This is a genomic window from Nonomuraea sp. NPDC048882 (genome assembly GCF_040649755.1).
Taxonomy (GTDB): domain Bacteria; phylum Actinomycetota; class Actinomycetes; order Streptosporangiales; family Streptosporangiaceae; genus Nonomuraea; species Nonomuraea maheshkhaliensis.
Genome location: NZ_JBEZGB010000002.1, coordinates 875105 through 898859, shown reverse-complemented (window position 1 = coordinate 898859; position 23755 = coordinate 875105). Strand labels below are relative to the sequence as shown.

Genomic DNA, 23755 nt, shown 5'->3' with positions numbered 1-23755 from the left:
TAGATCCCGAAGCAGCGAGAACATTCTTCGTCGATTATGACCGAATCGCCTCCGACGTGGCCGCGAAGCTACGCATGGAAGCCGGCCGCAATCCGCACGACCAGGAGCTGATCGCCCTGGTCGGTGAATTGTCTACCCCCGGTGAACTGTTCCGGCGGCGGTGGGCGTCTCATGACGTCCGGCTCCACCGGTCAGGCCGCAAGCGTGTGCACCATCCGGTAGTGGGCCGGCTCGACCTGGACGTCGAGTCGATGGAGATGCTTGCAGAACCCGGCCTGCTCCTGAACGTCTACACCGCGCCCGCCGGCACGGCGACCGCGGAGGGTCTCGCCCTGTTGGCGTCGTGGGCGGCCAGCCAGGGGAGGCCGGCGACCGGGATTCAAGCACCCAGCTGATATTCCACCTTGCCGGGCCGCCCGGGGTGCGCCGTGCAGGCGGTGTGCGATGATCTCGGCTTGCCGTCCCCGGGCTGTCTAGGCCAGGTCGACGGGCCGTGTCCGCAGTTTGGCGGCGATGTGTGCCAGTGCCTTCTGGTCGGCGGCGGTGAGCAGGTCGAGCACGGACTGCCGCACCGAGCGTACGTGTGTGGGCGCGGCGGCGACGACCACCTCGAAGCCGAGGTCGGTGAGGGCGGCGATGGTGTAGCGGCCGTTGTCGGGGTCGGGCGAACGCTCCACCCAGCCCCGCTGCTCGAACCGCTTGACGACGTTGGACAGGCGGGAGAGGGAGCCGTTGGCCAGGTAGGCCAGCTCGCTCATCCGCAGGCGGCGCCCGGGGGCCTCCGAGATGTGGCTGAGGGTCAGGTACTCGAAGAGGGTCAGACCCGCCTCCTGTTGCAGCGGCGCCTCCAGGCGGCCCGGCAGCAGCAGCACCAGGGAGACCAGCCCGGTCCAGGCCTCTTTCTCGTCCGCGGTCAGCCACAGCGTCTCGTCAGGGGGGTTCCCGCCGGGTTCCGGGGTCGCGGTGACGGCCATGAGGTCACCCTACCGAGCACTCATGACTTTACGCGTGAAGTGAGAGCCTGATACGTTCACTTCAAACATGAAGTCAACTCGAGGGGATCGCCATGAGCAAGCCGGAGTTCTTCGCCACACCCGGGTACGGCGAGACGCAGCTGGCCGACATGCATTACCACCAGGCGGTTCGTATCGGCGACCGCGTCGAGACCTCAGGTCAGGGAGGGTGGGACGATGACTGGAACTTCCCCGAGTCCCTCGAAGACGAGATCGTTCAGGCCTTCGAGAACGTCGAGCGGACCCTCGCCACGGCCGGCGCCACCTGGCGCGACGTCATCGCCGTGAACTCGTACCACGTCCCCAGCTCCGTCGACTTCATCGGCGAGGTCCACAACCGGGTCATGGTCGAGCAGTTCCGCAAGCGCATGGGCGACCGCGCACCCATCTGGACCGAGATCGGCGTCCTGGCCCTCGGCGCCCCGAAGATGCGCGTAGAGATCCGCGTCACCGCCGTGATCGGGGGCGATGACTGATGGGCACGCCATGCGACCGGAGCCGGCCGGGTTGGTGGTGACAGGGCGCGGGTGCCGTCCGCCGGCCGAGGGCCGGAGGCGTCGCTGCGGAGCAGGCATCATCGCTCCCGTACCCGCAGCGCCCTGGCCAGGTCGTCGAGTTGGTCGGCCAGGCCGCGGCGGAGCATGGGGGTGGGCGCGCCGTTGCTGAGGCACTCCTGGCCGAGGCGGAGGGTTTCGGCGTTGATGGCGTGGATGGGGAAGGCGTGCTTGGCCGCTGCTTTGGCGATGGCGGGGCCGCGGCGGGCGGCGAGGGCGATGGCGTCGGGGTAGTAGCGGGGGACGTACGTGAGCAGCAGGTCGAGTTGCTCGGGCTGCCAGAAGCCCTGGGCGGTGGCGGTGAAGAGGTAGTTGGACAGATCGTTGCCGGCGTCCGTGGCGAACATGGCCTCCCAGGCCTTCGCCTTGGCCTCCTCGTCCAGCAGAGCGGCCCGACAGCGAGCGGCACCCTCCTGGCCGGTGGCGCTCGGGTCGCGCCGCAGTTCGGCGGCGATGGCCGCTTCGTCGGCGGCGCCGAGCACGGCGAGGCGGGCCAGGATGCGCCAGCGCAGTTCGGGGCCGCCGGGAACGGTCCCGTCGGTGAGCCAGCCGGCGATCGTGCCGGAGTGGGCGGCGACGTCGATGAAATGCCGTACAGCGATCAGGCGCAGGCCGGGGTTGTCGCCGCCAGTGCGGTGGATGAGGTCGCTGCACAAGGCGGAGAGCGTGTTCAGCGCGGCGGGCCGCTCGTCGGCAGGGAGGTAGCGGTCGGCGATGTGAGCCGATGCGAAGGCGAGGACGCCCTGGACGATGGCCGGGTCGGTCTCGTGCGGAAGGTGGGCCAGGGCGGTCTCCAGGTAGGCGGCAGCGGCCAGTTCGCCGTCGCGCAAGGCGTTCCATACGACCGCGCGGGTGAGCGGGTCGGGCAGGCCGGCGAGGCTCTTGTGGACAGTGTCGAGGGATCCGGGATCGAAACGGACCTTGGCGTAGGTCAGGTCGCCTTCGTTGAGCAACAGCAGGGCCGGGCGCTCGCCGATGGGCTGCGCGCCGGTCTGCGGGACGTCGATGTCAAGGCGTTCCCGCAGAGCGAGGCGGCCCTCGTCGTCACCGAGATCCCGGTCGTACAGGCCCACGGCGACGCGGTGCGGGCGGTCGCCGGCGTGGCCGACAGTGAGGGCGTAGGTGCCGTTGTCGCCGGGCGTGACGGCTGGGGTGAGGGTGTCGACGCCGGTGGTGCGCAACCAGCTGTCGGCCCAGGCATGGACGTCGCGCTGGGTGGAGGTGGCGAGGGAGTCGATGAAGTCGGCAAGGGTGGCGTTTGCGTACTTGTGGCGGGCGAAGTGGGTGTTGATGCCGGCCAGGAAGTCCTTCTCGCCCAGCCAGGCCACCAGCTGACGCAGCGCTGAGGCGCCCCTGGCGTAGGAGATGCCGTCGAAGTTGAGCAGCGCGGCCGCGGTGTCGGTGACGGCGGAGCGGAAAAGACGCTCTTCGGCGAAGGTGACCAGACCAGGGTTCTCCATCGCCAGGGTGTTGAACTCCGGCACGAAAGCCTGATCGTAGGAGTCGAAGGGATAGGGTTCGTCGAATTTCTCGTGGTAGCGGTCGAAGCACTGCCTGGTGATCTCGAAGAGTTCGTCGGCGTCGAGGTACGGCGCCATCGAGCGGCGGCAGTACCAGCCGAAGGGGACGCCACGATGCTCGGTGCGCACAGCGTGCCACGGGCCGGCGGCGACGGCTATCAGGCAGGTGGACAGCAATGGAGTGGGGGCGGCCTGCCAGCGGCCGTCTCCCACCTGCTCGGTGACGCCGTTGGACAGTACGGTCCAGCCCATGGAGGCGGTGACGCTGACGTCGAAGACGGCTTTCAGATCGGGCTGGTCGAAGGCGGGGAAGACTCACTGCACGTCGTTCATGAACAGCTGGGTGTAGACGTAGGTCTCGCCATCGGCGGGTCGGTGAAGCGGTGCATGCCCTCGCTGGTGCGGGAGTAGCGCATGGCGGCGTCGACGCGCAGTTCATGCTCGCCCGCTGCCAGATTCTGCAGCGGCAGGCGGTTGCCGTCGAGTGAGGCCGGGTCGAGAGGCCGGCCGTCGAGCATGGCGCTCCGCAGATGAGCGGGCTGAAGTTCGACGAAGGTGTCTCGCGATCGGGCGGCGGGTCGGGAAGGTGGACCGCGACGGGCGACGGCGGCCGATGTCAAGATGCGCCTGTTGGATGCCCGGCGTGGCAGGGGGCTGACGAATGGAGGCAGAGGGGCAGCCGGCTTTTCGCGTCCAGCACCACTCGATCGCCCAGCGGCTCTCCGAGACGCATGACGCCCTCGCCAGACTTTCCGACACCGGCGCATAGGCCCTTGGACGCCTGCTGGTGAACCTCTATTCCTAGGACCACGACATCGGATCGCTCGTCCGACCGCAGGCGGACCGTCGGTGTTCTCCGGCCGAGGCAGATGCCGTAGTCATAGTTCACCCGCAGTGTCTGTTCGTCGATTATTTGGAAGCCGGTGATGTCGTGGGGCCGGTCGTCGCCGACGGCGTCCTCGACGGTGCCGAGCGTTGCTCGGTCGACCGCGAGGTGATCGATGGGGCCGGGCAGATTCGAGAAGTGCAGCCGCCACGCCGGTACGGTGGCGATGCCGCGCACGGTCCGCAGACGCATGGTCGTGAAGACGGCAGAGGTCATCTTGTACGCCTGCTCGTCCTGCGCTGAAGCCTCGGATTCGTACGGGGACAGCGCAACCAGCGCCTGGCGTGCACTGATCAGGGGGACCTGCATGGTGGAGCCGTCGTCCCAGCGGATCCGCGCCTCCTTCGGGGTGGCGGGCAGGGGGCCGGCCACGGCGAAGCCGTACTCCTCATCACGCAGAATCTGCTTCTTCACGTTCTGCTGCATCTGGGTCGGATCGCCCGTGGGGACGAAGCCGTCGTCCCAGATCTCGGCCGCACCGCTGAGCCGCCAGGTCCAGACGGCGCGGGTGGCGTCGTCGTGGAACGTGAGGCTTTGGAGAAGGAGGTGGTCGCCTCTGGCGAGTGCGGTCACCGCCAGCAGTGTCACCAGTAATCGCAGCATCCGCAGAGCTTAGGACGCACGCGCCGAAACGCCCGGACGGCCATAACCGATGATGTCCTCACGTTGGGCGTGGTGGCCTCAACCGCCTTCTTGCCAGTTGAGTTGGCGCCGGCACTCGTCCGCCAGCGCCGGGTATGTGGAGGCGATGGTTTCGTAGGTGCGCCGTCTGAGGAGGCGTGTGCCAGCGTTCGGAGGGGCGGGCGGGCTCTAGCCTTGGACGATCTTCTGGTGCAGGTGGCGGAGCTCCGGTCCCGGCTCCAGGCCGAGTTCCTGGTTCATGGCCTGTCTCGCCTGTTGATACGTCATCACAGCGAATGATCGATTGCCCGATCGGGACAACGCCAGCATCCGCTGCGCCCAGAACCGTTCGTGCAGCGGGTGCATCTCAAGATGCAGCGAGAGTTCCTCCACCACCGTCTCGTAGTGGCCGAGTCCCAGCTCGGCCTCCATGAGGCTCTCGATCATGAGCACCTTCTGGCTTTCCAGCCGGTTCGCCTGCCCACGCCAGGCCTCGCGGTTGGGGAGATCCGCCAGGAGCGGTCCCCGCCACTGCGCCAGGCCGTGGCGCAGCGTGGCGCAGGCATCCTTGAAACGACCTTGGGTGACCAGCAGCCGTCCCTGCCTCAGCTGTTGCTCGAAGACGTCCACGTCTCGCTCGTCCGGCGCGATCTTCAACGCGTAGCCGGTGGGTCGGCGCTCGATCCTCTCTCGGCCGAGCAGCGTCCGCAGATGGCAGACGTGGGTCTGGATGTTCTTGACAGAGCTGGACGGTGGATTTTCGCTCCACAAGACGTCGGCCAAGCGCTCCTGGGTGACCAGATGTTCGCCCTCCACTATCAGGGCGGCCAGAATTACATCCAGCCGTTACCTCGTCTCCGTACCGGGGCGAATCGCCTTGCGGTTGAGGGGCTGGGATGAGCGTAGATAAGGCGGCTTTCGTTCTGCTATGGATCACTTCCGCCTCGGATGAGCCTGGAAAGTTGTGCGAGAAATCCGGGAGGCGTGTCGGATCGGGGCGGTGATGTTCGTAGCAGGGGTAAGGCCGCCGCAAGGCGCGGGCGACCAGCTTCCCGCAAGGAGACACCGTGACCGCCACCTACACCTTCGACATCTTCTCCACGCTTGACGGCTTCGCCAACCACAACGGCGACTGGGGCGGCTACTGGGGTAAGCAGGGCCCCGAATTCCTCGCCTATCGCGCCGCTGCCTACCGCGACCCCCTGCGCATGGTGCTCGGGGCCAACACCTACTTGTCGAACGCGCCGTTCCTTGACGCGGGCTTCGACCGCAGCCTGTTCGACGGGTGGATCACGCGTATGTTCGACTCCCCGGTCACGGTGCTCTCCAGCCGGCTGACCGAGCCGCTCGCGTGGGCGGGCACGACCATCGAGTCCGGCGATCCTGTCGAGGTGGTCACGCGTCTGAAGGCCGAATCCAATGTGCCGCTGCGCTCCCACGGCAGCCTGACGCTCAACCGGGCGCTGCTGAACGCCGGTCTGATCGACACCATCGAGGTGACGGTCTTCCCGGTGATCTCCGGGACGACCGGCGTGGACCGGATCTTCGACGGTGTGGACGACTTCGACCTTGAGCTGTTCAACGCCCGGACCTTCGACGGCCGTACGCAGGTGCTGACCTATCGGCCGACCCGGCACAGTTGATCGGCGACGGGGCGACGTTGCGCCATCCCGGGTCGTTGTCCTCGCCGCCCACACGGAGCCGCATCGGGCGTGGCCGGCTCAGGTCGGCAGCCGGCACGATGAGCGCGCGTTTGAGCGTGGTCATGCGGCCTGCTCGAGGATCTGGAACTCCTCGTCGGTGAGGTCGATCGCCGCGGCCGCGAGGTTCTCCTCCAGGTGGGCGATCGAGGAGGTGCCGGGGATCGGCAGCATCACCGGCGACCTGCGCAGGAGCCACGCCAGAGCCAGTTGGCTGATCGAGGCCTGGCGGCGGGCGGCGACCTGCGCAACCGCGCCCACCGGGTCGGGCAGATCGGTCCCGGCGAGCGGGAACCACGGGATGAACGCGATGCCCAGCTTCTCGGCGTGAGCCTGGTCGACCGTTCTTCGCGGTCCAGCATCAGGAACGGCCGGACGTCGGCCGGCGCCGCCGAACATGGCGGCGATGGTGTTCCTGGACGACGCGGTACGCGGCCTCTACGTGAACTGGCGGCGCAAGGCACAGGCGGTCGTCGGCAATCTGCGCATCTCCTGCGCTCGGCATCCGGAGGACGAGAGCCTGGCGCGCCTGGTCGGATCGCTCACCATCCGGAGCACGGAGTTCGCCGCGCTCTGGCAGGACCATCGGATCGAGCCCTGCGCCGCGATGGACGTCGAGCTGCGCCACCCTGAGCTGGGGACGTTCACGGTCCTGCAGCAGTCTCTGCGCTCCGGAGCGAGCCCGGAGCAGGTGCTTGTCGTCCACACCGCGCCTCAGGGCTCCGCCGGGGCGGACGCCCTCGCGTTGATCACTCACGTGCAGGCTGACACGAACAACGCGACGACGCAGCTGTGATCGGCGCCTCTAGGCGCCACGCGAGGGCCGGCCGCCTCCGGCGCTGCGAAGGTCGCCCTTGCGCAGCGCCGGCGTCCGCCTACTGCGTCTGGTCGGTCGGACGGATGAGGATTTCGTTGACCGCGACGTGCTGCGGCTGGGTGACCGCGTACACGACAGCGTCGGCGATGTCCTCGGGCCGCAGGGTATGCATGGTCGCGGCCATGTTCTGCGCGGCGGCCCGCATCGCGGGGTCGGTGATGTGGCCGGCCAGTTCGGTGGCGACGAAGCCGGGCTCGACGACCACGACCCGCACGCCCAGGGCGGTGACCTCCTGCCGCAGCGCCTCGGAGAAGGCGGTGACGCCGAACTTCGTCGCGGCGTAGACACCGTTGTACGCGGACGCGATCCGGCCCGAGGTCGAGGAGATCTGCACAATGGTGCCCTTGCGCTCCAGCAGGTGCGGCAACGCCGCGTGGACCGCGTACATCGACCCGAGCAGGTTGGTCTCGACCATGCGCGTCCATTCCGTGGTGTCCGCTCCCACGATCGGGCCGGCGAGCATCACCCCGGCGTTGTTCACCAGGACGTCGAGGGCTCCGAAGCGTTCGACGGTCTCGGCGACCGCCGCTCGTACCGACTCCTGGTCGGTCACGTCCAGTTCGAGGGCCAGCACCTCGCCGGGCGCCTTGGCCACCAGGGACTTCAACCGGTCGGCGCGCCGAGCCCCGACCGCGACACGAGCTCCTTGCGCTGAGAGAGCCAGCGCGGTGGCCTCGCCGATGCCCGACGACGCTCCGGTGACGAGGACGGCCTTTCCCTGCAATGTGGTGCTCATGTGCTTCCTTCGCTCTTAGTCGTCCGCCGGGACGGGCATCAATCGCCTCACCGGCGCGTACGAGCCGATCCGGCTCGCACGCCGACTAAGACCGGACAGCCTCCAGACTTGTGACGGGTGCCGCGACCTTCTTCTCAGACCGCTGTCAACAGTCTCGTTCCCGGCTGGTGAGCTGCGGGAAGGGGTCCAGTAGGCCGTTGCTCGGTGGCTCTCGCCTACTGACGGCTGCCGTGGAGTTTCGCTCGGACGTGTTCGGCGTCGGGGCTGCCGAGTTCGTCGAGGACGGTCAGGGCGTCCTGCCACGCCTGTCGCGCGGACTGGTCACTGCGCAGGGCGGCGTACGCGTCGCCGAGGTGCACCAGCGTTTCGGCCTCTGTCGCGCGATCCCGCCCGACGCGGAGGAGTTCGAGGGCCTGGTGGTAACGCGTGATGGCGTCGTCGTGGCGGCCGAGGTGGTGGTGGGCGTAGCCGAGGCCGGCCCAGGCCTGCCCCTGCCCCTGGAGGTTCTCGACCTGCTGGAACAGCGCGAGCGCCTGCCCGCAACAGCGCAGGGCCTGGTGACATTCGCCGAGCTCGACGTAGAGGAATCCGAGCCCGTTGAATATGTCGGCCTGCCCGTGCGGCACGTCCGCGGCGCGGTACAGGTCGAGGGCGAGCCGCATGTGGCGGATGGCCTCGTCGAAGTCGCCGCGCTGCCGGTAGATCCAGGCGAGTGTGTGGTGTGCTTCCGCCTGGCCCTCCTTGTCGGTCTGCGACGCGGCGGCCTCCCGCTCCCTGCCCTGCGCCGCCGCCTGGCGGCCCGCCTGGAGGTGCTCGGCCCATTCCAGCAGGTCGAGCGTCTCGGGCCCGGCGTTCAATGCATAGCCACCGGCCATGGTCGTGATCACGTCGGGGCAGCCGGCCGCGGTCAGGGCTTTGCGCAGCCGTCCCGCTGTGTTCTGGACCTGGCGCCGCGCCGAGGGCGGGACCCGACCGGAGAAACTGAACTCGACCAGGTGGTCCAGGGTTACCGTCTCGTTCGCGCGCAGCAGCAGGACTGCGAGCAGCTCGCGCTGGCGGCGCCCGAGATCGAGCATCTGACCGCCCGCGTTGAGCTCGACCCGCCCGAGAATCTGAAACCGCACCACGCGCCGACCCTTTGCCCATTCCGTCCTGTCGGCCAATAATCGTCGTCCACGGCCGCCGTAGGTTCAGGGATTTCCGTCATAGCTTAAAGCTGAATGGAACAAATCAGCGGGGAGTGGGCCCCAACCAATGGCTGTTCGGCCGCGGACGTGAGGGTCTGGACGTGAGGGTCTGGACGTGAAGGTCGCCTGGCGCCAGGAAACGGAAGCGTTCGCTTTCGAAAGCAAACGTTCGCGGTACGATGCCGGAGGAAGACGCGCAGAACCGGAAGGAGCCCCCCGTGCTGGCCGAGGAGCGACACGAGGCGATCTTGCAGGAGCTGAGCCGCAAGGGCTCGGTCAAGGTCGCCGAGCTGGCGGCCGGCCTCGGCGTCTCGGCCGTCACCATCCGGCACGACGTGCGCGAGCTGGCCGGGCGCAGGCTGTTGGTCCGGGTGCACGGCGGCGCCGTGTCCATGCCGGACGCGCCGCCTCGGGAGGCGCCGCCCGAGGCGGCGGTACCCGGAGGGCAGGGCAGGGAGCGCGCGGAGCCTGACAAGGCGCGGACCAGGAGTGAGCCGTACGTGCTCGGGATGCTCGTGCCGCAGAACGCGTACTACTTCCCGGCCGTGATCAGAGGCGCGCAGGCGGCCGCGCGCGAGCTCGGCGCGCGGGTCACCCTCGCGGTCTCCCGCTACGACCTGGACGAGGACCGCCGCCAGGTGGCGCAGCTACTGTCGTCCGGTGTGGACGGGCTGCTGCTGACGCCGAGCGAGAATCCCACGCTCTCCCCCGCCACGCAGCAGTGGGTCAACGAGCTCGACGTGCCGGTGGTGCTGGTCGAGCGGAAGGCCGCCTGGTCGATGCCGGCGGTGGAGCAGGTGGCCACCGATCACGCGTACGGCGCCTATCTGGCCACCTGCCATCTCGCCCGGCTGGGGCACGAGCGGGTGGCCCTGCTCGCCTGCGAGAGCAGGACCACCCCGTGGATCCGCGAAGGGCACGAGCTGGCCCAGCGCGCCCTCGGTCTGCCGGCCGGGGTCGTGCGCATGTTCCCGCGGGCGGCCGTGGGCGCGCCGACGGAGATGGGCGAGCACGTCGGCGAGTTCCTGGAGGAGGGCGTCCGCGCGGCCCTCGTGCACAACGACGTGGACGCGCTCTCCCTGGTCAGGCAGTTGCGCGGGCGTGGGGTCTCGATCCCGGAGGACATGGCGATCGTGACGTACGACGACGAGGTCGCCTCGCTCGCCGACATCCCGCTGACCGCCGTGTCGCCGCCCAAGGAGGAGGTGGGGGCCGCGGCGGTGCGGATGCTCGTCGACCGGCTGAACGATCCGGACCGGCCGCTGCGCAGCCTGCTGCTGCGGCCGGAGCTGCGGATCCGGGCCTCGTGCGGCGGTACGCCCGCCTGAAGGCGCGGCACCGCCCGAAGGCACGGCACACCATCTGAAGGCGCGACACCCACCCAACCTCCTTTCGTTTTCTTTCGCATTTCCGGCATGTGACGGGATTGTGACCGACACAGGCGCCGCAGTCCGTTGACAGGCTTCGTTCGAAATCAAATGATTGCACCAGCCTTCATCCCCCTCCCTGGAACGGTGCGTTATGAAGCCAAGAGGCCTGCGGATCATGGCCCTTCTCTCGGGCGCCGTCGTGTCGGTGTCGGCACTGACGGCCTGCGGGGGTGCGGACCCGGGTGCCTCCGGCACGAAATCGGGGGCGGACGTCATCACGTTCCGCTCCTTCGTCAAGGCCTCCGACGTCGTCACCGCCGCCTTCAACAAGACCCACAAGGACTTCCAGGTCAAGTGGGAGAACGTGCCGAGCGGCACCGACTACTACACCAAGCTCGCCAGCTCGGTGAAGGCCGGAAACGTCCCGGACGTGGCCGTCGTCGAGTACAACCAGCTGCCAGACGTGGTCAGCCAGGGCGGGCTTGAGGATCTCACCGAGACGGCGGGCCAGGTGGTCACCGGGAACTTCCCGCCGCAGGTCCAGCAACTGGTGACCCTCGGCGGCAAGACCTGGGGCGTCCCCCGTGACGTGGCCCCGCTGGTGCTCTTCTACCGCAAGGACTTCTACGCCAAGCACGACCTCGAACCGGCGAAGACCTGGGACGAGTACACGAAGCTGCTGGAGAAGGTGAAGAAGGCCGACCCCAAGGCCCGCGGCGGGATCTTCGCGACCGCCGACGCCAATCTGCTGGCCGCGCTCGCCTGGCAGGCGGGCGGACACTGGTACGGCACCGAGGGCCAGTCGTGGAAGGTCTCCATCGACGACGAGCCCTCCAAGAAGATGGCCGCGTACTGGACAGAACTGGTGTCGAAGGGGCTGGTCGGCAGCTACAACTCCACCAGCGACGACGCCTTCTTCCAGGCGGTGCAGAAGGGCGAGGTCGTCTCCTACATCTGCGCGAACTGGTGCGCGGGCGCCCTGCAGTCCACCGTTCCCGACCAGAAGGGCAAGTGGGCCGTCGCGACGGTGCCGAGCTGGGACGGACAGCCGGCCTCCGCCATGTTCGGCGGCTCGGCCTTCACCGTCCCCAAGGGCGCCAAGCACCCCGAGCAGGCCCTTGAGTTCATCAAGTGGATCACCACGGATCCCGAGGGCATGAAGGCCTGGCTCTCCAGCGGCACCAGCAGCATGCTCCCGGCAGCTCCTGCCCTGCTCTCGACCACCAGCGCCTTCAAGACCGACTTCTACGACGGCCAGGACATCTTCGCCCTCGCCTCGAAGTCGTACGAGTCGGTCCCGTCCGGCTGGATGTGGGGGCCGAGCGCCGGTGTGACGGGGACGGCGATCTCCGACTCGCTCGGCAAGGTCGCCGGCGGTGAGATGACGCTGGCCGACGTGCTCACGAGCGCCCAGCAGGCCACCGTGGCGGACTTCAAGGGCCGCGGCCTGAGTGTCGTCCAGTAAGGAGATGACGTGGTGACCCGTCAGGCCCAGCGGCAGGGGCGCACCGCCGCCCTGCTCGTCGGCCCGTTCCTGCTGCTCTTCCTCACCTTCTCCGTCGCGCCGCTCGTGTACGCGGCCTGGCTGAGCCTGTTCACCGAACGCAGTTCCGGACTCGGGTTCGGCGGGGTCGAGACCCTCTTCGTCGGCCTCGGCAACTACACCAGGGCGCTCGGCGACGCGGCGTTCCGCGACAGTTTCGTGGTGATCGCGACCTACGTGGTGCTCTACATCCCGGTGATGATCGGGGGCGCGCTCCTGCTCGCCCTGCTGCTCGACTCGGCCATGGCGCGGGCCAGGCGCTTCTTCCAGCTCGGCCTGTTCCTGCCGCACGCCGTACCGGGCCTCATCGCCGCGATCATCTGGGTGTACCTCTACACGCCCGGCCTCAGCCCCGTGATCGACGCCCTTGAGTCGGCCGGGGTGAAGTGGAGCTTCCTGTCCGCCGATCACGTCATGTTCTCGGTGGTCAACATCTCCACCTGGGAGTGGATCGGCTACAACATGGTCATCCTGTACGCCGCCCTCCAGGCGGTCCCGAGGGACGTCCTGGAGGCCGGGAAGGTCGACGGGGCGAGCGGGCTGCGCATCGCCCTGCGGATCAAGATCCCGCTCATCCGCCCGGCCATCGCGCTCAACCTGCTCTTCACCGTCATCGGCGCGCTGCAGCTCTTCACCGAGCCGAAGGTGATCTACCAGGCGTCGACCGAGATCGGCAGCGCGTGGAGCCCGAACATGTACGCGATGCGCGCCGCCTTCGAGAACCACGACTACGGTCTGGCCGCGGCCGCCTCGATCCTGGTCGCCCTGCTCGGCGGGATCCTGTCGTTCATCGTGACCCGGTTCTCCGCACGGAGGAGGCAGCCATGACGCTCACCGCCACGCCCGCACCTCCGGTCCCCGCCTCCCGGCGGCACGGGAGGCGGCCCGGCCGCCCGGCGCCGCGCCTGCTCTCCCACGCGGTCGTCAACGGCGTGCTGATCATCGCCGTGCTCTACACGGTGATGCCGGTCCTGTGGCTGCTCATGGCGGCCACGAAGAACATGCGCGACCTGTTCGGCACCGGCGGCTTCGTCTTCGGGCGCACCTTCGCCCTCGGCGAGAACCTGGCGCACCTGTTCACCGCGCAGGACGGCATCTATCTGCGCTGGCTCGGCAACACCGCGCTGTACGCCGTGGGCGGCGCCCTCATCGCCACCACGCTGTGCGTCGCGGCGGGATACGCCTTCGACAAGCTCTCCTTCCCGTTCAAGGAGAAGATCTTCGGGTTGATCCTGCTCGGCGTGCTCGTGCCGGCCAGCGCGACGGCCCTGCCGATCTACCTGCTGGCCTCGAAGGTCGGCATCGTCAACACCTTCTGGGGCGTCTTCCTGCCGAGCCTGGTCTTCCCGTTCGGGGTCTATCTCGCGCGGGTGTTCAGCGCCGCGTACGTGCCGGCGGAGGTGATCGAGGCGACCCGCGTCGACGGTGCCGGTGACCTGCGCACCTTCCTCAGCGTCGGCTTCCCGATGCTCCGCACGGCCTTCGTCACCATCTTCCTGTTCCAGTTCACCGGCATCTGGAACAGCTTCTTCCTGCCGCTCGTGATGCTGACCGACCAGCACCTCTATCCGCTCAATCTGGGCCTGTACACCTGGCAGACCACGTCGCTGAACCAAGGTCATCCGGAGGACTACCTGCTCGCCATCACCGGCTCACTGGTCGCGGTCGTGCCGCTGGTCATCGTCTTCGTGACGCTGCAGCGGTACTGGAAAGCCGGCATGACGGCCGGAGCCGTCAAGTGAGCCGTCCCCGCGCGTTGCTCGCCATGGCCCCGCGGTTCAAGGACGCGCTGTTCGGGCCGGACGAGCTCGACCGGCTCACCCGGCTGGTCGACGTCGATCCCGGCCTGGTCGTCAGCGACTTCGCCAGCGTGCCGGACCTGGCCTCGGCCGAGCTGCTCATCACCTGCTGGGGCTGCCCGGTCATCGACGACTCCGTGCTGCGCCGCGCACCCGGGCTGCGCGCGGTCGTCCATGTGGCGGGCACGGTCAAGGGCCTGATCACGGACGCCTGCTGGGAACGCGGCATCGCCGTCTCCTCGGGGGCCGCCGCCAACGCGCTCCCGGTGGCCGAGTACACCGTCGCCGCGATCCTGTTCGCGGGCAAGCGGGTGCTCGGTCTGAGGGACCTCTACCGCAGGGAGCGCCGTTCCCTCGACTGGGCCGCGCACTTCCCCTCGCTCGGCAACTACCGCAGAACGGTCGGAATCATCGGGGCCTCGCACATCGGCCGCCGGGTGCTCGACCTGCTCCGCCCCTTCGACCTCGACCTGCTGATCTACGACCCGTACCTCGCCGAGGAAGGAGCGGCCGCGCTCGGCGCGCGGCCGGCCAGCCTGGACGAGCTGCTGGCCGCATCCGACGTGGTCTCCGTGCACGCCCCGGCGCTGCCGGAGACCCGGCACCTGCTGGACGGGCGGCGCCTGGGGCTGCTCTCCGACGGCGCCACGCTCATCAACACCGCGCGCGGCTCGCTGGTGGACATGGACGCGCTCACCAAGGAGCTGGTCTCCGGCCGCATCGACGCCGTGCTCGACGTCACGGAGCCCGAGGTACTCCCGGCGAACTCTCCGCTCTACGACCTGCCGAACGTCCTGCTCACCCCGCACATCGCGGGCTCGGTCGGCGGCGAGCTGCGCCGGCTGACCCACTCCGTCCTCGACGAGCTGGATCGGTACGTACGGGGCCTGCCGTTCGCGCATCCTGTACGTGCCGACACGATCAGCCGCCTGGCGTGACACGGAAAGCGAGCCCGATGACGAATCCCCTCGCCGGCAACCCCCTGCGTACCCGTGCGGACCTGCAAGAGGCGGTACGTTCCCTGTGCGCGCCGCTCGCCCCGCGATTCAGCCCCGGCGGCGCGCGGGTACGGCTCGGCAGCTCGGGAGCCGCCTTCGACGACACCGCCGCGGAGCTGGAGGGATTCGCCCGCCCGCTCTGGGGGCTCGCCCCGCTGGCCGCCGGAGGAGGCGAGTTCGACGGCTGGGACGCCTACGTCCGAGGGCTGGCGAGCGGCGCCGATCCCGGCGGACCGGAGTTCTGGGGCGACCCCGCAGACCGCGACCAGCGCCTGGTGGAGATGGCCGCCATCGGCTTCGCCCTGGCCCTGGTCCCCGAGCGGGTGTGGGAGCCGCTCACGCCGCAGGCGCGCGACCACCTGGCGCGCTGGCTCTCCCAGATCAACCGGCGGCAGACCCCGGACAACAACTGGCTGTTCTTCCGCGTGCTGGTGAACCTCGGCCTGGCCAGGGTCGGCGCGGACCACGACCCCGGCGCGACGCGGGAGGCGCTGGACCGCTTGGAGAGTTTCTCCCTCGGGGACCACGGCTGGTACTCCGACGGGCCGACCAGGCAGCGCGACTACTACGTACCGTTCGCCATGCACTTCTACGGCCTGATCTACGCCGCGCTCGCCGACTCCTCGGAGCGGGCGGAACGATTCCGTGAACGGGCCGCGTTGTTCGCGCGGGACTTCGCGCACTGGTTCACCGCCGACGGCGCGGCCGTGCCGTACGGGCGCAGCCTCACCTACCGCTTCGCCCAGGGCGCCTTCTGGGGCGCACTCGCCTTCGCCGACGTGGAGGCGCTGCCCTGGGGCGTGCTCAAAGGACTCGCGCTGCGGCAGCTGCGCTGGTGGAGCCGCCTGCCGATCTTCCAGCCCGATGCGACGCTCTCCATCGGGTACGGCTACGCCAACCTGATCATGGCGGAGGGCTACAACTCGCCGGGCTCGCCGTACTGGGCGTTGAAGTTCTTCCTGCCGCTCGCGCTGCCGGAGACCCACCCCTTCTGGCTCGCGGAGGAGTCACCCCTGCCCGATCTGCCACGGGTGCACGCGGTGCCGGAAGCCGGCCTGCTCCTGGTCAGGGACGAGGAGGGCCGCCAGGTGACCGCCCTTTCCGACGGCGGCCAGTGGGCGGACTGGGAGCCGCGGCACGTGGCGGAGAAGTACACCAAGTTCGCCTATTCCTCCGCGTTCGGCTTCAGCGTTCCCGCCGGGAGCCGCGGCCTCGCGCAGGCGGCGGCCGACAACATGCTGGCCCTGTCGGAAGACGGCGTGCACTACCACGTACGCGCGCGTTCGGAAGAGGCGGCGGCGGAAGGTGAGGCGCTGCGCTCGGTCTGGTGGCCCATGCCCGGCGTCGAAGTGGAGACCTGGCTGGTGCCCGGCCCGCCGTGGCACCTGCGCGTCCACCGCGTACGCTGCGAGCGCCCGCTGACGGCGGCGGAGGGCGGCTTCGCCGTCGGCCGCTCCGGCCCGCTCGACACGCTGGAGATGGTGGGCGGCACCTGGGCGTGCGGCCCTTCCGGCGGGAGCGGCCTGCTCGATATGTCCGGTACGCGCGACGGGCGCGTGATCCTCACCGAGCCCAACACCAACCTGATCACCCCGCGCACCGCCCTGCCCACGCTCGTCTCCCGCCATGAGGCGGGGGAACACTGGCTGGCCTGCGCCGTCCTGGCCGACCCCGACCGCACCGCCTGGCGATCCGCCTGGTCCCGGCCGCCGGCGCTGCCCGCCTGGCTCGCCGAACGGATGAGCACGAGGTCGCCTTGAGATCGCTTTGAGCTGGGCGGATCAGGCGTCGGCGATGCGCGGAACGCGGACGGCCTCGACCCAGGCGGGCGGCGCCGGCGGATCCGCGCCGATGAGCGCGGCGACGAGCCTGGCCGACGACGGCGCCTCGGGCCACGGGGTGAAGCCATCGGTCAGCACGATCACGACGCCGGGCCGCTCCGGCAGGGCCAGGGCCGCCTCGATGCCGACCCGCATGTCGGTGCCGCCTCCGCCGGCCAGGGTCACCTGCTGCGCGGACGTCACCCGGGCCGCGGTGTGCACGTCGGCGTCGCAGGCGAGCACCGTGACCCGGTTGCCGCCGACGCCGACCTCCCGCAGCACGCCGGTGACCTCGGCGAGGGCCGCCGCCAGGTCGTCCTCGCCCATGGACCCCGAGGTGTCGATGACGATCGCGACGACCGGCAGCGGGCGGCGCAGGCTCGGCAGCACGACGCCGCGCAGCGCGGCGGTGCGGCGGGACGGCCGGTGATAGGTGTAGTCGATCGCCCCAGCGGCCCAGGCGACCGCCTCCCTTACGGCGCCCGCGAGCACCCGCCGCCAGTCGACCACCGGTTCCAGGACCTGGTCCGCCCAGAGCCGCCAGCCGGCCGGGAGGCTGCCGCGGTTGCGCTGATGGGCGCGCATCGCCTCGGCGGTGTGCCGGCGCAGAGCATCGGCCTCGACCGGGCTGACGCCGCCCCGGTCGCCGGTGATCTCCCACTCCCCCGCTGCGCCGTGGGCGCCGGAGCCGCAGTCGGAGCAGACGACGGACGGTGGCAACTGCGGGAGATACTCCTCGAACAGCCGTCCGGTCGCCAGTCCGAAAAGGCCGGGTTCCATCCGGCCTTGCGGCAGTGTCAGCCCGTCGGCGAGCAGGTCGTCGTTGATCTCGCAGTCCTGGGCGACGTTCACCCGCAACCGGTCGCGCTGGTCGGCGGCCGGCAGCCGGTCCGCCCGGCCGTGGTGGTCGCGCAGCACGTGAGCCAGCTCGTGGATCCACACGCCCGCGAGCTCGGGAACGGACGTCGCCGCGACGAACGCCGGTGACACGTAGCACCGCCAGTGCCGGTCGACGGCCATCGTCGGCACGCCGTCGCTCGGCACGACCGTCAGCGAGTAGAGCGCGGAGGCGAGGTAGGGCCGCTCGCTCGCGGCACGGTACCGCGCGGCGAGCAGCTTGACCTGGTCGAACGCGGCCATGGTCAGGAGGCGCCGGGCAGCGCGCCGGACAGCTGGAGCAGGTCGATGAACGCGTCGATGCCGCTCGGCACCGGCCAGTCGGTGTCGCGCAGCGCCGCGAGATCCGCGGCGGCCCTGGCCGCGACGTCGGGTACGCCGGCGTCCACGGCCTTGGCCAGCACCGTCCAGCCGGCCTCCCAGCGCCGCCGCGTGAGGTCGCTCTGCACCGCCGAGACGACCGCCGTCAGGAAGGCGAGCTGCCGGTCGCCCCTGGCCGGCAGCGCGAAGGCGTCCGGGTTGGCCAGCACGCGGTCCGGGTCGGGCAGGTCGAGCTGTTCGAGGTAGTTCAGCAGCTCAAGCCCCGCGCCGTCGCCCACCGCGCCGATCACCGCGGTCGCGAGCGCCTTCTGGTCGGCGCCGGCGGCGTACCCGACCGCCAGCAGGCGCAGCGCCATCTCCCAAGTACGCGGCGACGGCCAGGCACGCCCCCTGCTCTCCGCGTCGGCAGGCAGGTGGTGGGCCAGGCCGGGCCGGGCGGTGAGGAACCCGGAGATCACCCCTCGGGCGCGGGCGACCGCGCTGGGCACCCGGGCCGGGTCGATGCGCGGCAGGGGCACGGCCGGCCAGGTTCCGGCCATGCCCCGGGCGACCGTCCGCGGATCGTGCGTCCACTGCAGGTGGACGAACCGGTTCGCCAGCGGCGGGCTGAGGTGCCAGCCGTCCGCGGCGCTGGACGGCGGGTTGGCGGCGGCCACCACGCGGACGGACTCAGGGAGCGGCAGGCTGCCGACCCGGCGTTCGAGGACGACCCGCAGCAGCGCCGCCTGGACGGCAGGGGGAGCCGAGGACAGCTCGTCGAAGAACACGACGCCGCGCCCGGCCTCGGCCAGCCGCACCGCCCAGTCCGGTGGGGCCATCGGCACCCCGGTGGTGGCCGGATCGTCGCCGATGATCGGCAGGCCGGCGAAGTCGGAGGGCTCGTGCACGCTCGCGATCACCGTCTCCAGCGGGACGCGGAGCCCGGCGGCCAGCTGCTGGAGGCCGGCGGACTTGCCGATGCCCGGCTCGCCCCAGAGCAGCACGGGCAGGTTCGCCGACACCGCGAGCGACAGCGCCTCAAGCTGCGGGTTCGCGGCCGGCTCCGTACGTCCGGACGCGAGCCGGCGGACCAGGTCGTCGGCCGCGGCCAGCGGATCCGGTGCGACGTCCTCGTCGGTGACGTTCACTGTGCCTCGTCCTTCCAGGTCATCCGGCGGGCTCGTCCTGCTCCAGCAGGGTCAGGACGAAGTCCAGGTCGGTGCGCTCGATGTCGTCGATGAGCTCGGAGATCGACACGTCCCGCTCGTCGGTGACGCGGGGGTTCGCTCCGGCGGCCAGCAGCGCCCGTACCAGGGCTGGGGAGCCGTCGTCCGCGACCGCCACGTACAGCGCCGTACGCTCCTTGTAGTCCACGGCCTCGAGGTCGAGCCCGGCCGCCAGCAGGCGCGGCAGCAGCACCTCATGGTCCAGGTGGATCAGCGCATGCAGGAGCGTGCGGTCCCGGCCGTCACGCAGCCGCGGGTCCACCCCGGCGTCGAGCAGCTTGAGCACGCCCGGCGTGTCACCGTGCTGGACCCGCAGGAACAGCTCCCGCCGCAGCTCCCGCAGGGCCTTCGGCAGCCGGCCACCCTCGGAGCGCATCGCCCGCTGCACCGCGAAGCAGCCGGCGATCCTGCCGCCGAAGGCCAGTAGCGCCTGCTCACGCCGCTGCTCCTCCGCGCTGTGCGGCATCCGCAGTGCGCCGTCCTGGAAGGACAGCTCGTGCCACTCGCCGCGGCAGCGCACCCGGAACGGGGACGGGAGCCGCGGATCCGGCGGCCCGACCGGACCGGCGGGCTCCGCGCGCAGCGGGAACAGCGCCTCCCTGACCAGCGGATGCAGCCAGTCCGGATCCACGTCGCCCTGCCGGAGCACGTCGAGGTCCGGCAGCCGCCGCCAGCACGCTTCGGGCAACATCGCGGCGCCGCTGGCCTTCTTTCCGCCGACGAGCCGGATGCGCAGTCCGCCGGCTCGCTCGTCGCCTTCGAGGAGCAGGGAGCCGGGGAGGGGCTGCTGGATGAAGAAGCGGTGCCCGAGGCCCGCGCGGATGAGCCGCCGGAGCTCCGGCTCCAGCCTGGCCGGCGCCACCGGAAGCTTCTCCAGGACGCGTAAGGGATCGATCAAGCCGGCGTAGCCGGACTGGAGCGGTGACGGATCCACCTCGATCCCCACCGCCGCGAACGCCGCCTCGACCTCCCCTCGCTCATGCAGCAGGGTCACCCATTCGGTGTGGGCCGACGGGTCGGCGGGACCGGGGTCGGCCGTGGGCAGTTTCCCGGCGGGCCGCAGGGTCCCGTCCGCGTCGAAGAACGGCGGCCGGTCTCCGCCACCATGGCGTTCCAGCAGCTCGCCGGTGTGCCGCACATCCCACAGGTGGCGCAGCGTGGCCCAGTTGTGCGTGCCGGCCCAGTAGCCGCCCGAGCCGGCGATCCGCTCGAAGCTCAGGCGCAGCCGCTGCGGCCGCTCCCACGTCGCCGGTGTGGTGACGCGCAGACAATACTCTTCTCCGGCCGCGCTCAAGGTCACCCGCTGAAAGTTGCGGATCGTGGTCCATCCTCCCCCCAGTACCCGCGGCAGATGCCAGCGCAGCAGGTCCGGTGCGAAATGGAGGAGGTCGTCCTCGACCGCGGCCGCGACGGCGCCGCCGTGCTCGTTCGCGATGTCGGCCAGGTCGAACGCGACGTCGACGTTCGCCGCCGCGCAGGCGCCGCGCCAGTCGCCGGTGAGCCGTCGCTCAGTGGCCCGTTCGATCATCCACCGGGGGACGGCGTAGCGCAGGATCCGGCGCCGGCTCGACGCCTCGTGCGGTGGGTACGACGGCGTACGGCGCGGCGGCGGCGCATCCGTGGCGGGAATCGGCGTGCGGCGCGGCATCGGCGTATCGGTGGCGGGGACCGGCATCGGCGTATCGGTGGCGGGGATCGGCGAGTTGACGGCGTTCATTCTTCCTCGGTGAGTTCCGGATGCTCGCGTTCGATGCGATCCGTGATGAAGTCCAGGTCATCGCGATCGAGCCAGGCGATCAGGCGGTGGAGCGAGACGGGCTGCCCGTGGATCTCGCCGGTCAGGTCGATCCGCGCTCCCGCGGTGAGCAGCGCCTGAACGAGCGCCACCGAACCGTCCCCGCAGATCGCGGAGAACAGCGGCGTGCGCCGGTCGCCATCCCTGGCGTCGATGTCCAGGCCCGCCGCCAGGAGCCGCCCGAGCAGACCGTCATGGTCGAGGTGCCGCAGCAGGTGGGCCTGCTCGCGCCTGCCACGGCCGGGCACCCTCGGATCGGGGCCGGGGTCGAGCAGGTGCAGCAGGTGGAGCAGGGTGCGCCCGCGGCCGTCGCGGACGCGTGGATCCACGCCGGCGTCCAGCAGCCGGAGTACGCCAGGGAGGTCGCCGTGCTGGACCCGCGCGAAAAGGTCCCCCCGCTGGTCGCGCAGGGCCTTGGGCAGCCGTCCTGTTCCGGAGGTCCACGTGTGCCGGGCGGCGAAGCAGCCGGCGACCGCGCCGCCGAACGCCCGCATGGCGTCCTCCCGCTGCTGCTCCTCCGCGCTGTGCGGGATGCGCAGGGCGCCGTCGTGGAAGGAGACCTCGTGCCACTCGTCGCGGCAGCGGATCCTGACCGGCCGCGGGAGTTCCCGGCCGGACGGCTCGGCGGGAACGGCGGCGCGGCCGGGGAACAGGGCTTCGCGTACGAGCGGATGGAGCAGCTCCGGCGGATGCCCGTCCCGCAGCAGGTCGAGGTCGGGCAGGCGGCGCCAGCACGCTTCTGGGAGCACCGCGTCCGCAGGCTCCGTGCCCAGCTCGAAGGGGACGATCCGGACGCGCAGCCCCGCATCCGACGTCTCGAAGAGGAGCGCCGCGTACTGCCGGTAGGGAAGCCAGAAACGGCGGGTTCCCGCCGAGGCCGCGAGGCGGCGGATCTCCGCCTCCATCCGGGTCAGGGCGAGGGGCATCCGCGCGAGAACGTCGAGCGGGTCGACGAGCTGCACCGAGAAATAGGGCTCGACCTCGAGCGGCTCCGCGTCCAGCTCGATGCCGGCGGCGGCGAACGCCGCTTCGACCTCGCCGCGTTCGTGCGACAGCGTGACCCACTCGGTGCGCGAGGCCGGATCGGCGTGGCCCGGGTCGGACTTGGGCAGCTCCTCCGCGCCGCGCGGCGTGCCGTCACCGTGGAGGAACGGGGCTCGATCCTTGCCGCCGCCGCAGCGCTCCCGCAGGTCGCCGGCCTGGCGGGCATCCCACAGGTGACGCGATGAGCTCCAGTCCTGGACGACATCGCGCCAGAACGCGCTGTACGCCCAGTCGGTCTCCAGACAGGCGTTCTGCCGGCGCACCGGCCCGACGTGCAGCCGCAGCCGCTGCGGGCCGTGGGCCATCCAGCGGGGCGTCAGGAGGTGGAGGTACGGGGCGTTCGGGGCGTCACCCGGCCGCCCCAGGATCATCACCTGGTCGGGCACGATCGTCGTACGGCCGCGGTCCAGGCGGGGCAGGTGCCAGCGCAGCAGGTCCGGGGCGAAGTTGCACAGGTCGTCTTCCAGCGCGATGGCGACGGCCTCGCCGTGCTCGTTCGCGATGCCGGCCAGGTCGAAGGCGACGTCGACGTTGGCCGCTGCGCAGGCGCCACGCCAGTCGCCGGCGAGCCGTCGTTCGGTCGCCTCCTCGATCATCCACGAGGGCACCGCGTACCGCCGGATCCGCCGTAACCGGGACGCCTCGTGCGGCGGGTACGAACGGGACGGCGTACGCGCCGGCGGGGGCGCCGCACTCATCGGTAGAGGCTTCCGATCGCGTGCAGGTCCGGATGGGTCCGGGCGGCGGGACGCAGCCGTGGCGCCAGCGCACGCTTCACCTGACGGGGCACGCCGGGGCCGAACCCGACGTACTCCAGCCGCGTGTCCTCGGGAACGGCGGCCAGCAGGGCCTTGGCGCCCCGGCCGGTGACCCCGGTGCGGCGCAGCTCCAGCCGCCGCAGCGGGCTGCCGGGCAGAGCCGCGGCCAGCGCGGCCGCGCCCGTGTCTCCGGTGACGTTCGCGGGCGCGCCGAGGGTCCGCTCCGACGGCGGACGTCCCAGGTCGAGCGCCTCGATGCCGCCGAGCGCGCCGGCCAGCGCACGCGCGCCCTCCGGCCCGATGCCGTTGCCGCCGAGGCCCAGGCGTACCGGCCGGTCGGGGTCGGCCGCCGCCGCGAGCGTGGCCGCGCCGGCGTCGCCGAGATGGTTCGCCGGAAGGTAGAGCTCGCGTACGCCGGCGTCCCTGATCAGCGCGGCCAGCAGGTCGCCGGACTCGGGGCCCAGCCCGTTCCCGCCCAGGAACAGCCGCTCGACCGGGGTCGGCCGCTCGGTGAGCACGCCCAGCAGCGCCCGCAGCCCCTCCCGCGAGAGGCCGGTGTTGACCAGGTCGAGCGTGCGGATCGTGGTGTTGCGACGCAGCATCGCGGCCAGGGCGAGGACTCCGCCGTCGCCCACCGGGTTCCGCTTGAGCCACAGGGCGCGCACGGTGGTGTCGGTGGCCAGCCGATCGGCGAGCGCCCGCGCGCCCGCCGACTCGATGCGGTTGCAGCCGAGGTAGAGCGTCTCCAGGCCGTGCCCGGGAACCAGCGCGTCGGCGATGGTCCTGGCTCCGTCGTCGCCGATGGCGTTGGTGCCCAGCAGCAGATGAACGGCGTGCGGCGAGGCCACCGCGGCCGGGAGCAGCCGCGCCGCGCCCGCCGGTCCGAGGCCCTGCTTGCACAGGTCGACCCGGCCGTCGGGCCGTACGGTGCCCAGCGGGAAGGTCTCGTCGGCCGCTACTCTGGCCGGTGCGGCCAGCCGCGCGACCAGCGGACCCAGGTCCGCCGGATCGGCCGGCGGCACGTCGGGGTGCTCGATCGCGGGGCAGCGTACGGGCGTCGGCACGTCGAAGTGCTCGATCGCAGGGCGGCGTACGGGCGTCGGCTCCATCT

At 70.8% G+C, this 23755-nt stretch carries 22 protein-coding genes and 1 pseudogene; 10 read left to right on the top strand and 13 right to left on the bottom strand.

The genetic code is table 11. The features are described 5' to 3' along the window. Positions 1–8: 8 nt before the first annotated feature. Positions 9–395 (top strand): annotated as a pseudogene (locus AB0C27_RS09580) (transcriptional regulator); the annotation flags it as partial. Positions 396–473: 78 nt separating this feature from the next. Here AB0C27_RS09580 and AB0C27_RS09575 read toward each other — a convergent pair. After that, positions 474–974 carry a MarR family transcriptional regulator gene (locus AB0C27_RS09575; RefSeq protein ID WP_357840340.1) on the bottom strand — a complete coding sequence of 167 codons (501 nt, stop codon included), beginning with the start codon at positions 972–974 and terminating at the stop codon, positions 474–476. A 92-nt stretch (positions 975–1066) separates the two neighbouring features. On the opposite strand from AB0C27_RS09575, the gene AB0C27_RS09570 reads away from it, so the two are divergent. Beyond that, positions 1067–1489, top strand: a complete 423-nt coding sequence (locus AB0C27_RS09570; protein ID WP_357840337.1) for a Rid family hydrolase — start codon at positions 1067–1069, stop codon at positions 1487–1489. A gap of 98 nt (positions 1490–1587) precedes the next feature. Here AB0C27_RS09570 and AB0C27_RS09565 read toward each other — a convergent pair whose 3' ends face one another. From AB0C27_RS09565 to AB0C27_RS09550, 4 genes are all read right to left on the bottom strand, one after another. Further along, on the bottom strand, positions 1588–3339 hold the full coding sequence (locus AB0C27_RS09565) for an ERAP1-like C-terminal domain-containing protein (RefSeq protein WP_357840334.1): 1752 nt from the start codon (positions 3337–3339) through the stop codon (positions 1588–1590). A 77-nt stretch (positions 3340–3416) separates the two neighbouring features. Then, positions 3417–3605, bottom strand: a complete 189-nt coding sequence (locus AB0C27_RS09560; protein WP_357840332.1) for a hypothetical protein — start codon at positions 3603–3605, stop codon at positions 3417–3419. 98 nt (positions 3606–3703) lie between these two features. After that, positions 3704–4576 carry a hypothetical protein gene (locus tag AB0C27_RS09555; protein ID WP_357840329.1) on the bottom strand — a complete coding sequence of 291 codons (873 nt, stop codon included), beginning with the start codon at positions 4574–4576 and terminating at the stop codon, positions 3704–3706. 207 nt (positions 4577–4783) lie between these two features. Then, positions 4784–5377 (bottom strand): AfsR/SARP family transcriptional regulator, encoded by a 594-nt coding sequence (locus AB0C27_RS09550; RefSeq protein ID WP_357840326.1) that lies wholly within the window; start codon positions 5375–5377, stop codon positions 4784–4786. A gap of 284 nt (positions 5378–5661) precedes the next feature. Between AB0C27_RS09550 and AB0C27_RS09545 the strand changes: the two genes are divergently transcribed. Next, positions 5662–6237, top strand: a complete 576-nt coding sequence (locus AB0C27_RS09545; RefSeq protein ID WP_357840323.1) for a dihydrofolate reductase family protein — start codon at positions 5662–5664, stop codon at positions 6235–6237. 120 nt (positions 6238–6357) lie between these two features. Here AB0C27_RS09545 and AB0C27_RS09540 read toward each other — a convergent pair whose 3' ends face one another. Next, complete coding sequence (locus AB0C27_RS09540; protein ID WP_357840320.1) at positions 6358–6693, bottom strand: aldo/keto reductase; 336 nt, start codon at positions 6691–6693, stop codon at positions 6358–6360. Between the two features lie 7 nt (positions 6694–6700). On the opposite strand from AB0C27_RS09540, the gene AB0C27_RS09535 reads away from it, so the two are divergent. Next, positions 6701–7090: a hypothetical protein gene (locus AB0C27_RS09535; RefSeq protein ID WP_357840317.1), complete on the top strand. Its 390-nt coding sequence runs from the start codon at positions 6701–6703 to the stop codon at positions 7088–7090. Positions 7091–7169: 79 nt separating this feature from the next. Here AB0C27_RS09535 and AB0C27_RS09530 read toward each other — a convergent pair whose 3' ends face one another. Continuing rightward, positions 7170–7907: an SDR family NAD(P)-dependent oxidoreductase gene (locus AB0C27_RS09530; protein ID WP_357840314.1), complete on the bottom strand. Its 738-nt coding sequence runs from the start codon at positions 7905–7907 to the stop codon at positions 7170–7172. A 215-nt stretch (positions 7908–8122) separates the two neighbouring features. Further along, complete coding sequence (locus AB0C27_RS09525) at positions 8123–9034, bottom strand: tetratricopeptide repeat protein (RefSeq protein WP_357840311.1); 912 nt, start codon at positions 9032–9034, stop codon at positions 8123–8125. 278 nt (positions 9035–9312) lie between these two features. Between AB0C27_RS09525 and AB0C27_RS09520 the strand changes: the two genes are divergently transcribed. The 6 genes from AB0C27_RS09520 to AB0C27_RS09495 all read left to right on the top strand — a co-directional run bounded on the left by AB0C27_RS09520 (position 9313) and on the right by AB0C27_RS09495 (position 16564). Then, positions 9313–10422: a substrate-binding domain-containing protein gene (locus tag AB0C27_RS09520; RefSeq protein WP_357840308.1), complete on the top strand. Its 1110-nt coding sequence runs from the start codon at positions 9313–9315 to the stop codon at positions 10420–10422. A 217-nt stretch (positions 10423–10639) separates the two neighbouring features. After that, positions 10640–11929, top strand: a complete 1290-nt coding sequence (locus AB0C27_RS09515) for an extracellular solute-binding protein (RefSeq protein WP_357840305.1) — start codon at positions 10640–10642, stop codon at positions 11927–11929. 9 nt (positions 11930–11938) lie between these two features. Then, positions 11939–12835: a sugar ABC transporter permease gene (locus tag AB0C27_RS09510; protein WP_357840302.1), complete on the top strand. Its 897-nt coding sequence runs from the start codon at positions 11939–11941 to the stop codon at positions 12833–12835. Beyond that, entirely contained in the window at positions 12832–13749 is a 918-nt protein-coding gene (locus tag AB0C27_RS09505) for a carbohydrate ABC transporter permease (protein WP_357840299.1), read from the top strand. The genes AB0C27_RS09510 and AB0C27_RS09505 overlap by 4 nt, the downstream gene beginning before the upstream one ends. After that, a complete protein-coding gene (locus tag AB0C27_RS09500; protein WP_357840296.1) occupies positions 13746–14744 on the top strand; it encodes a hydroxyacid dehydrogenase in 999 nt (332 codons plus the stop codon). The genes AB0C27_RS09505 and AB0C27_RS09500 overlap by 4 nt, the downstream gene beginning before the upstream one ends. Positions 14745–14761: 17 nt before the next feature. Beyond that, positions 14762–16564 carry a DUF2264 domain-containing protein gene (locus tag AB0C27_RS09495; RefSeq protein ID WP_357840293.1) on the top strand — a complete coding sequence of 601 codons (1803 nt, stop codon included), beginning with the start codon at positions 14762–14764 and terminating at the stop codon, positions 16562–16564. 21 nt (positions 16565–16585) lie between these two features. Here AB0C27_RS09495 and AB0C27_RS09490 read toward each other — a convergent pair whose 3' ends face one another. Genes AB0C27_RS09490 through AB0C27_RS09470 form a run of 5 tightly spaced genes read right to left on the bottom strand, consistent with a single transcriptional unit; the run spans position 16586 to position 23753 of the window. Then, positions 16586–17764, bottom strand: a complete 1179-nt coding sequence (locus AB0C27_RS09490; RefSeq protein WP_357840290.1) for a VWA-like domain-containing protein — start codon at positions 17762–17764, stop codon at positions 16586–16588. 2 nt (positions 17765–17766) lie between these two features. After that, complete coding sequence (locus AB0C27_RS09485; protein ID WP_357840287.1) at positions 17767–18969, bottom strand: AAA family ATPase; 1203 nt, start codon at positions 18967–18969, stop codon at positions 17767–17769. A 19-nt stretch (positions 18970–18988) separates the two neighbouring features. Next, on the bottom strand, positions 18989–20764 hold the full coding sequence (locus AB0C27_RS09480) for an ankyrin repeat domain-containing protein (RefSeq protein ID WP_357840284.1): 1776 nt from the start codon (positions 20762–20764) through the stop codon (positions 18989–18991). Further along, entirely contained in the window at positions 20761–22584 is a 1824-nt protein-coding gene (locus AB0C27_RS09475) for a hypothetical protein (RefSeq protein ID WP_357840281.1), read from the bottom strand. The genes AB0C27_RS09480 and AB0C27_RS09475 overlap by 4 nt, the downstream gene beginning before the upstream one ends. Next, the gene (locus AB0C27_RS09470; protein WP_357840278.1) at positions 22581–23753 is read right to left on the bottom strand and encodes a gala protein; all 1173 of its coding nucleotides are present in this window, start codon (positions 23751–23753) and stop codon (positions 22581–22583) included. The genes AB0C27_RS09475 and AB0C27_RS09470 overlap by 4 nt, the downstream gene beginning before the upstream one ends. Between the last annotated feature and the right edge of the window lie 2 nt (positions 23754–23755).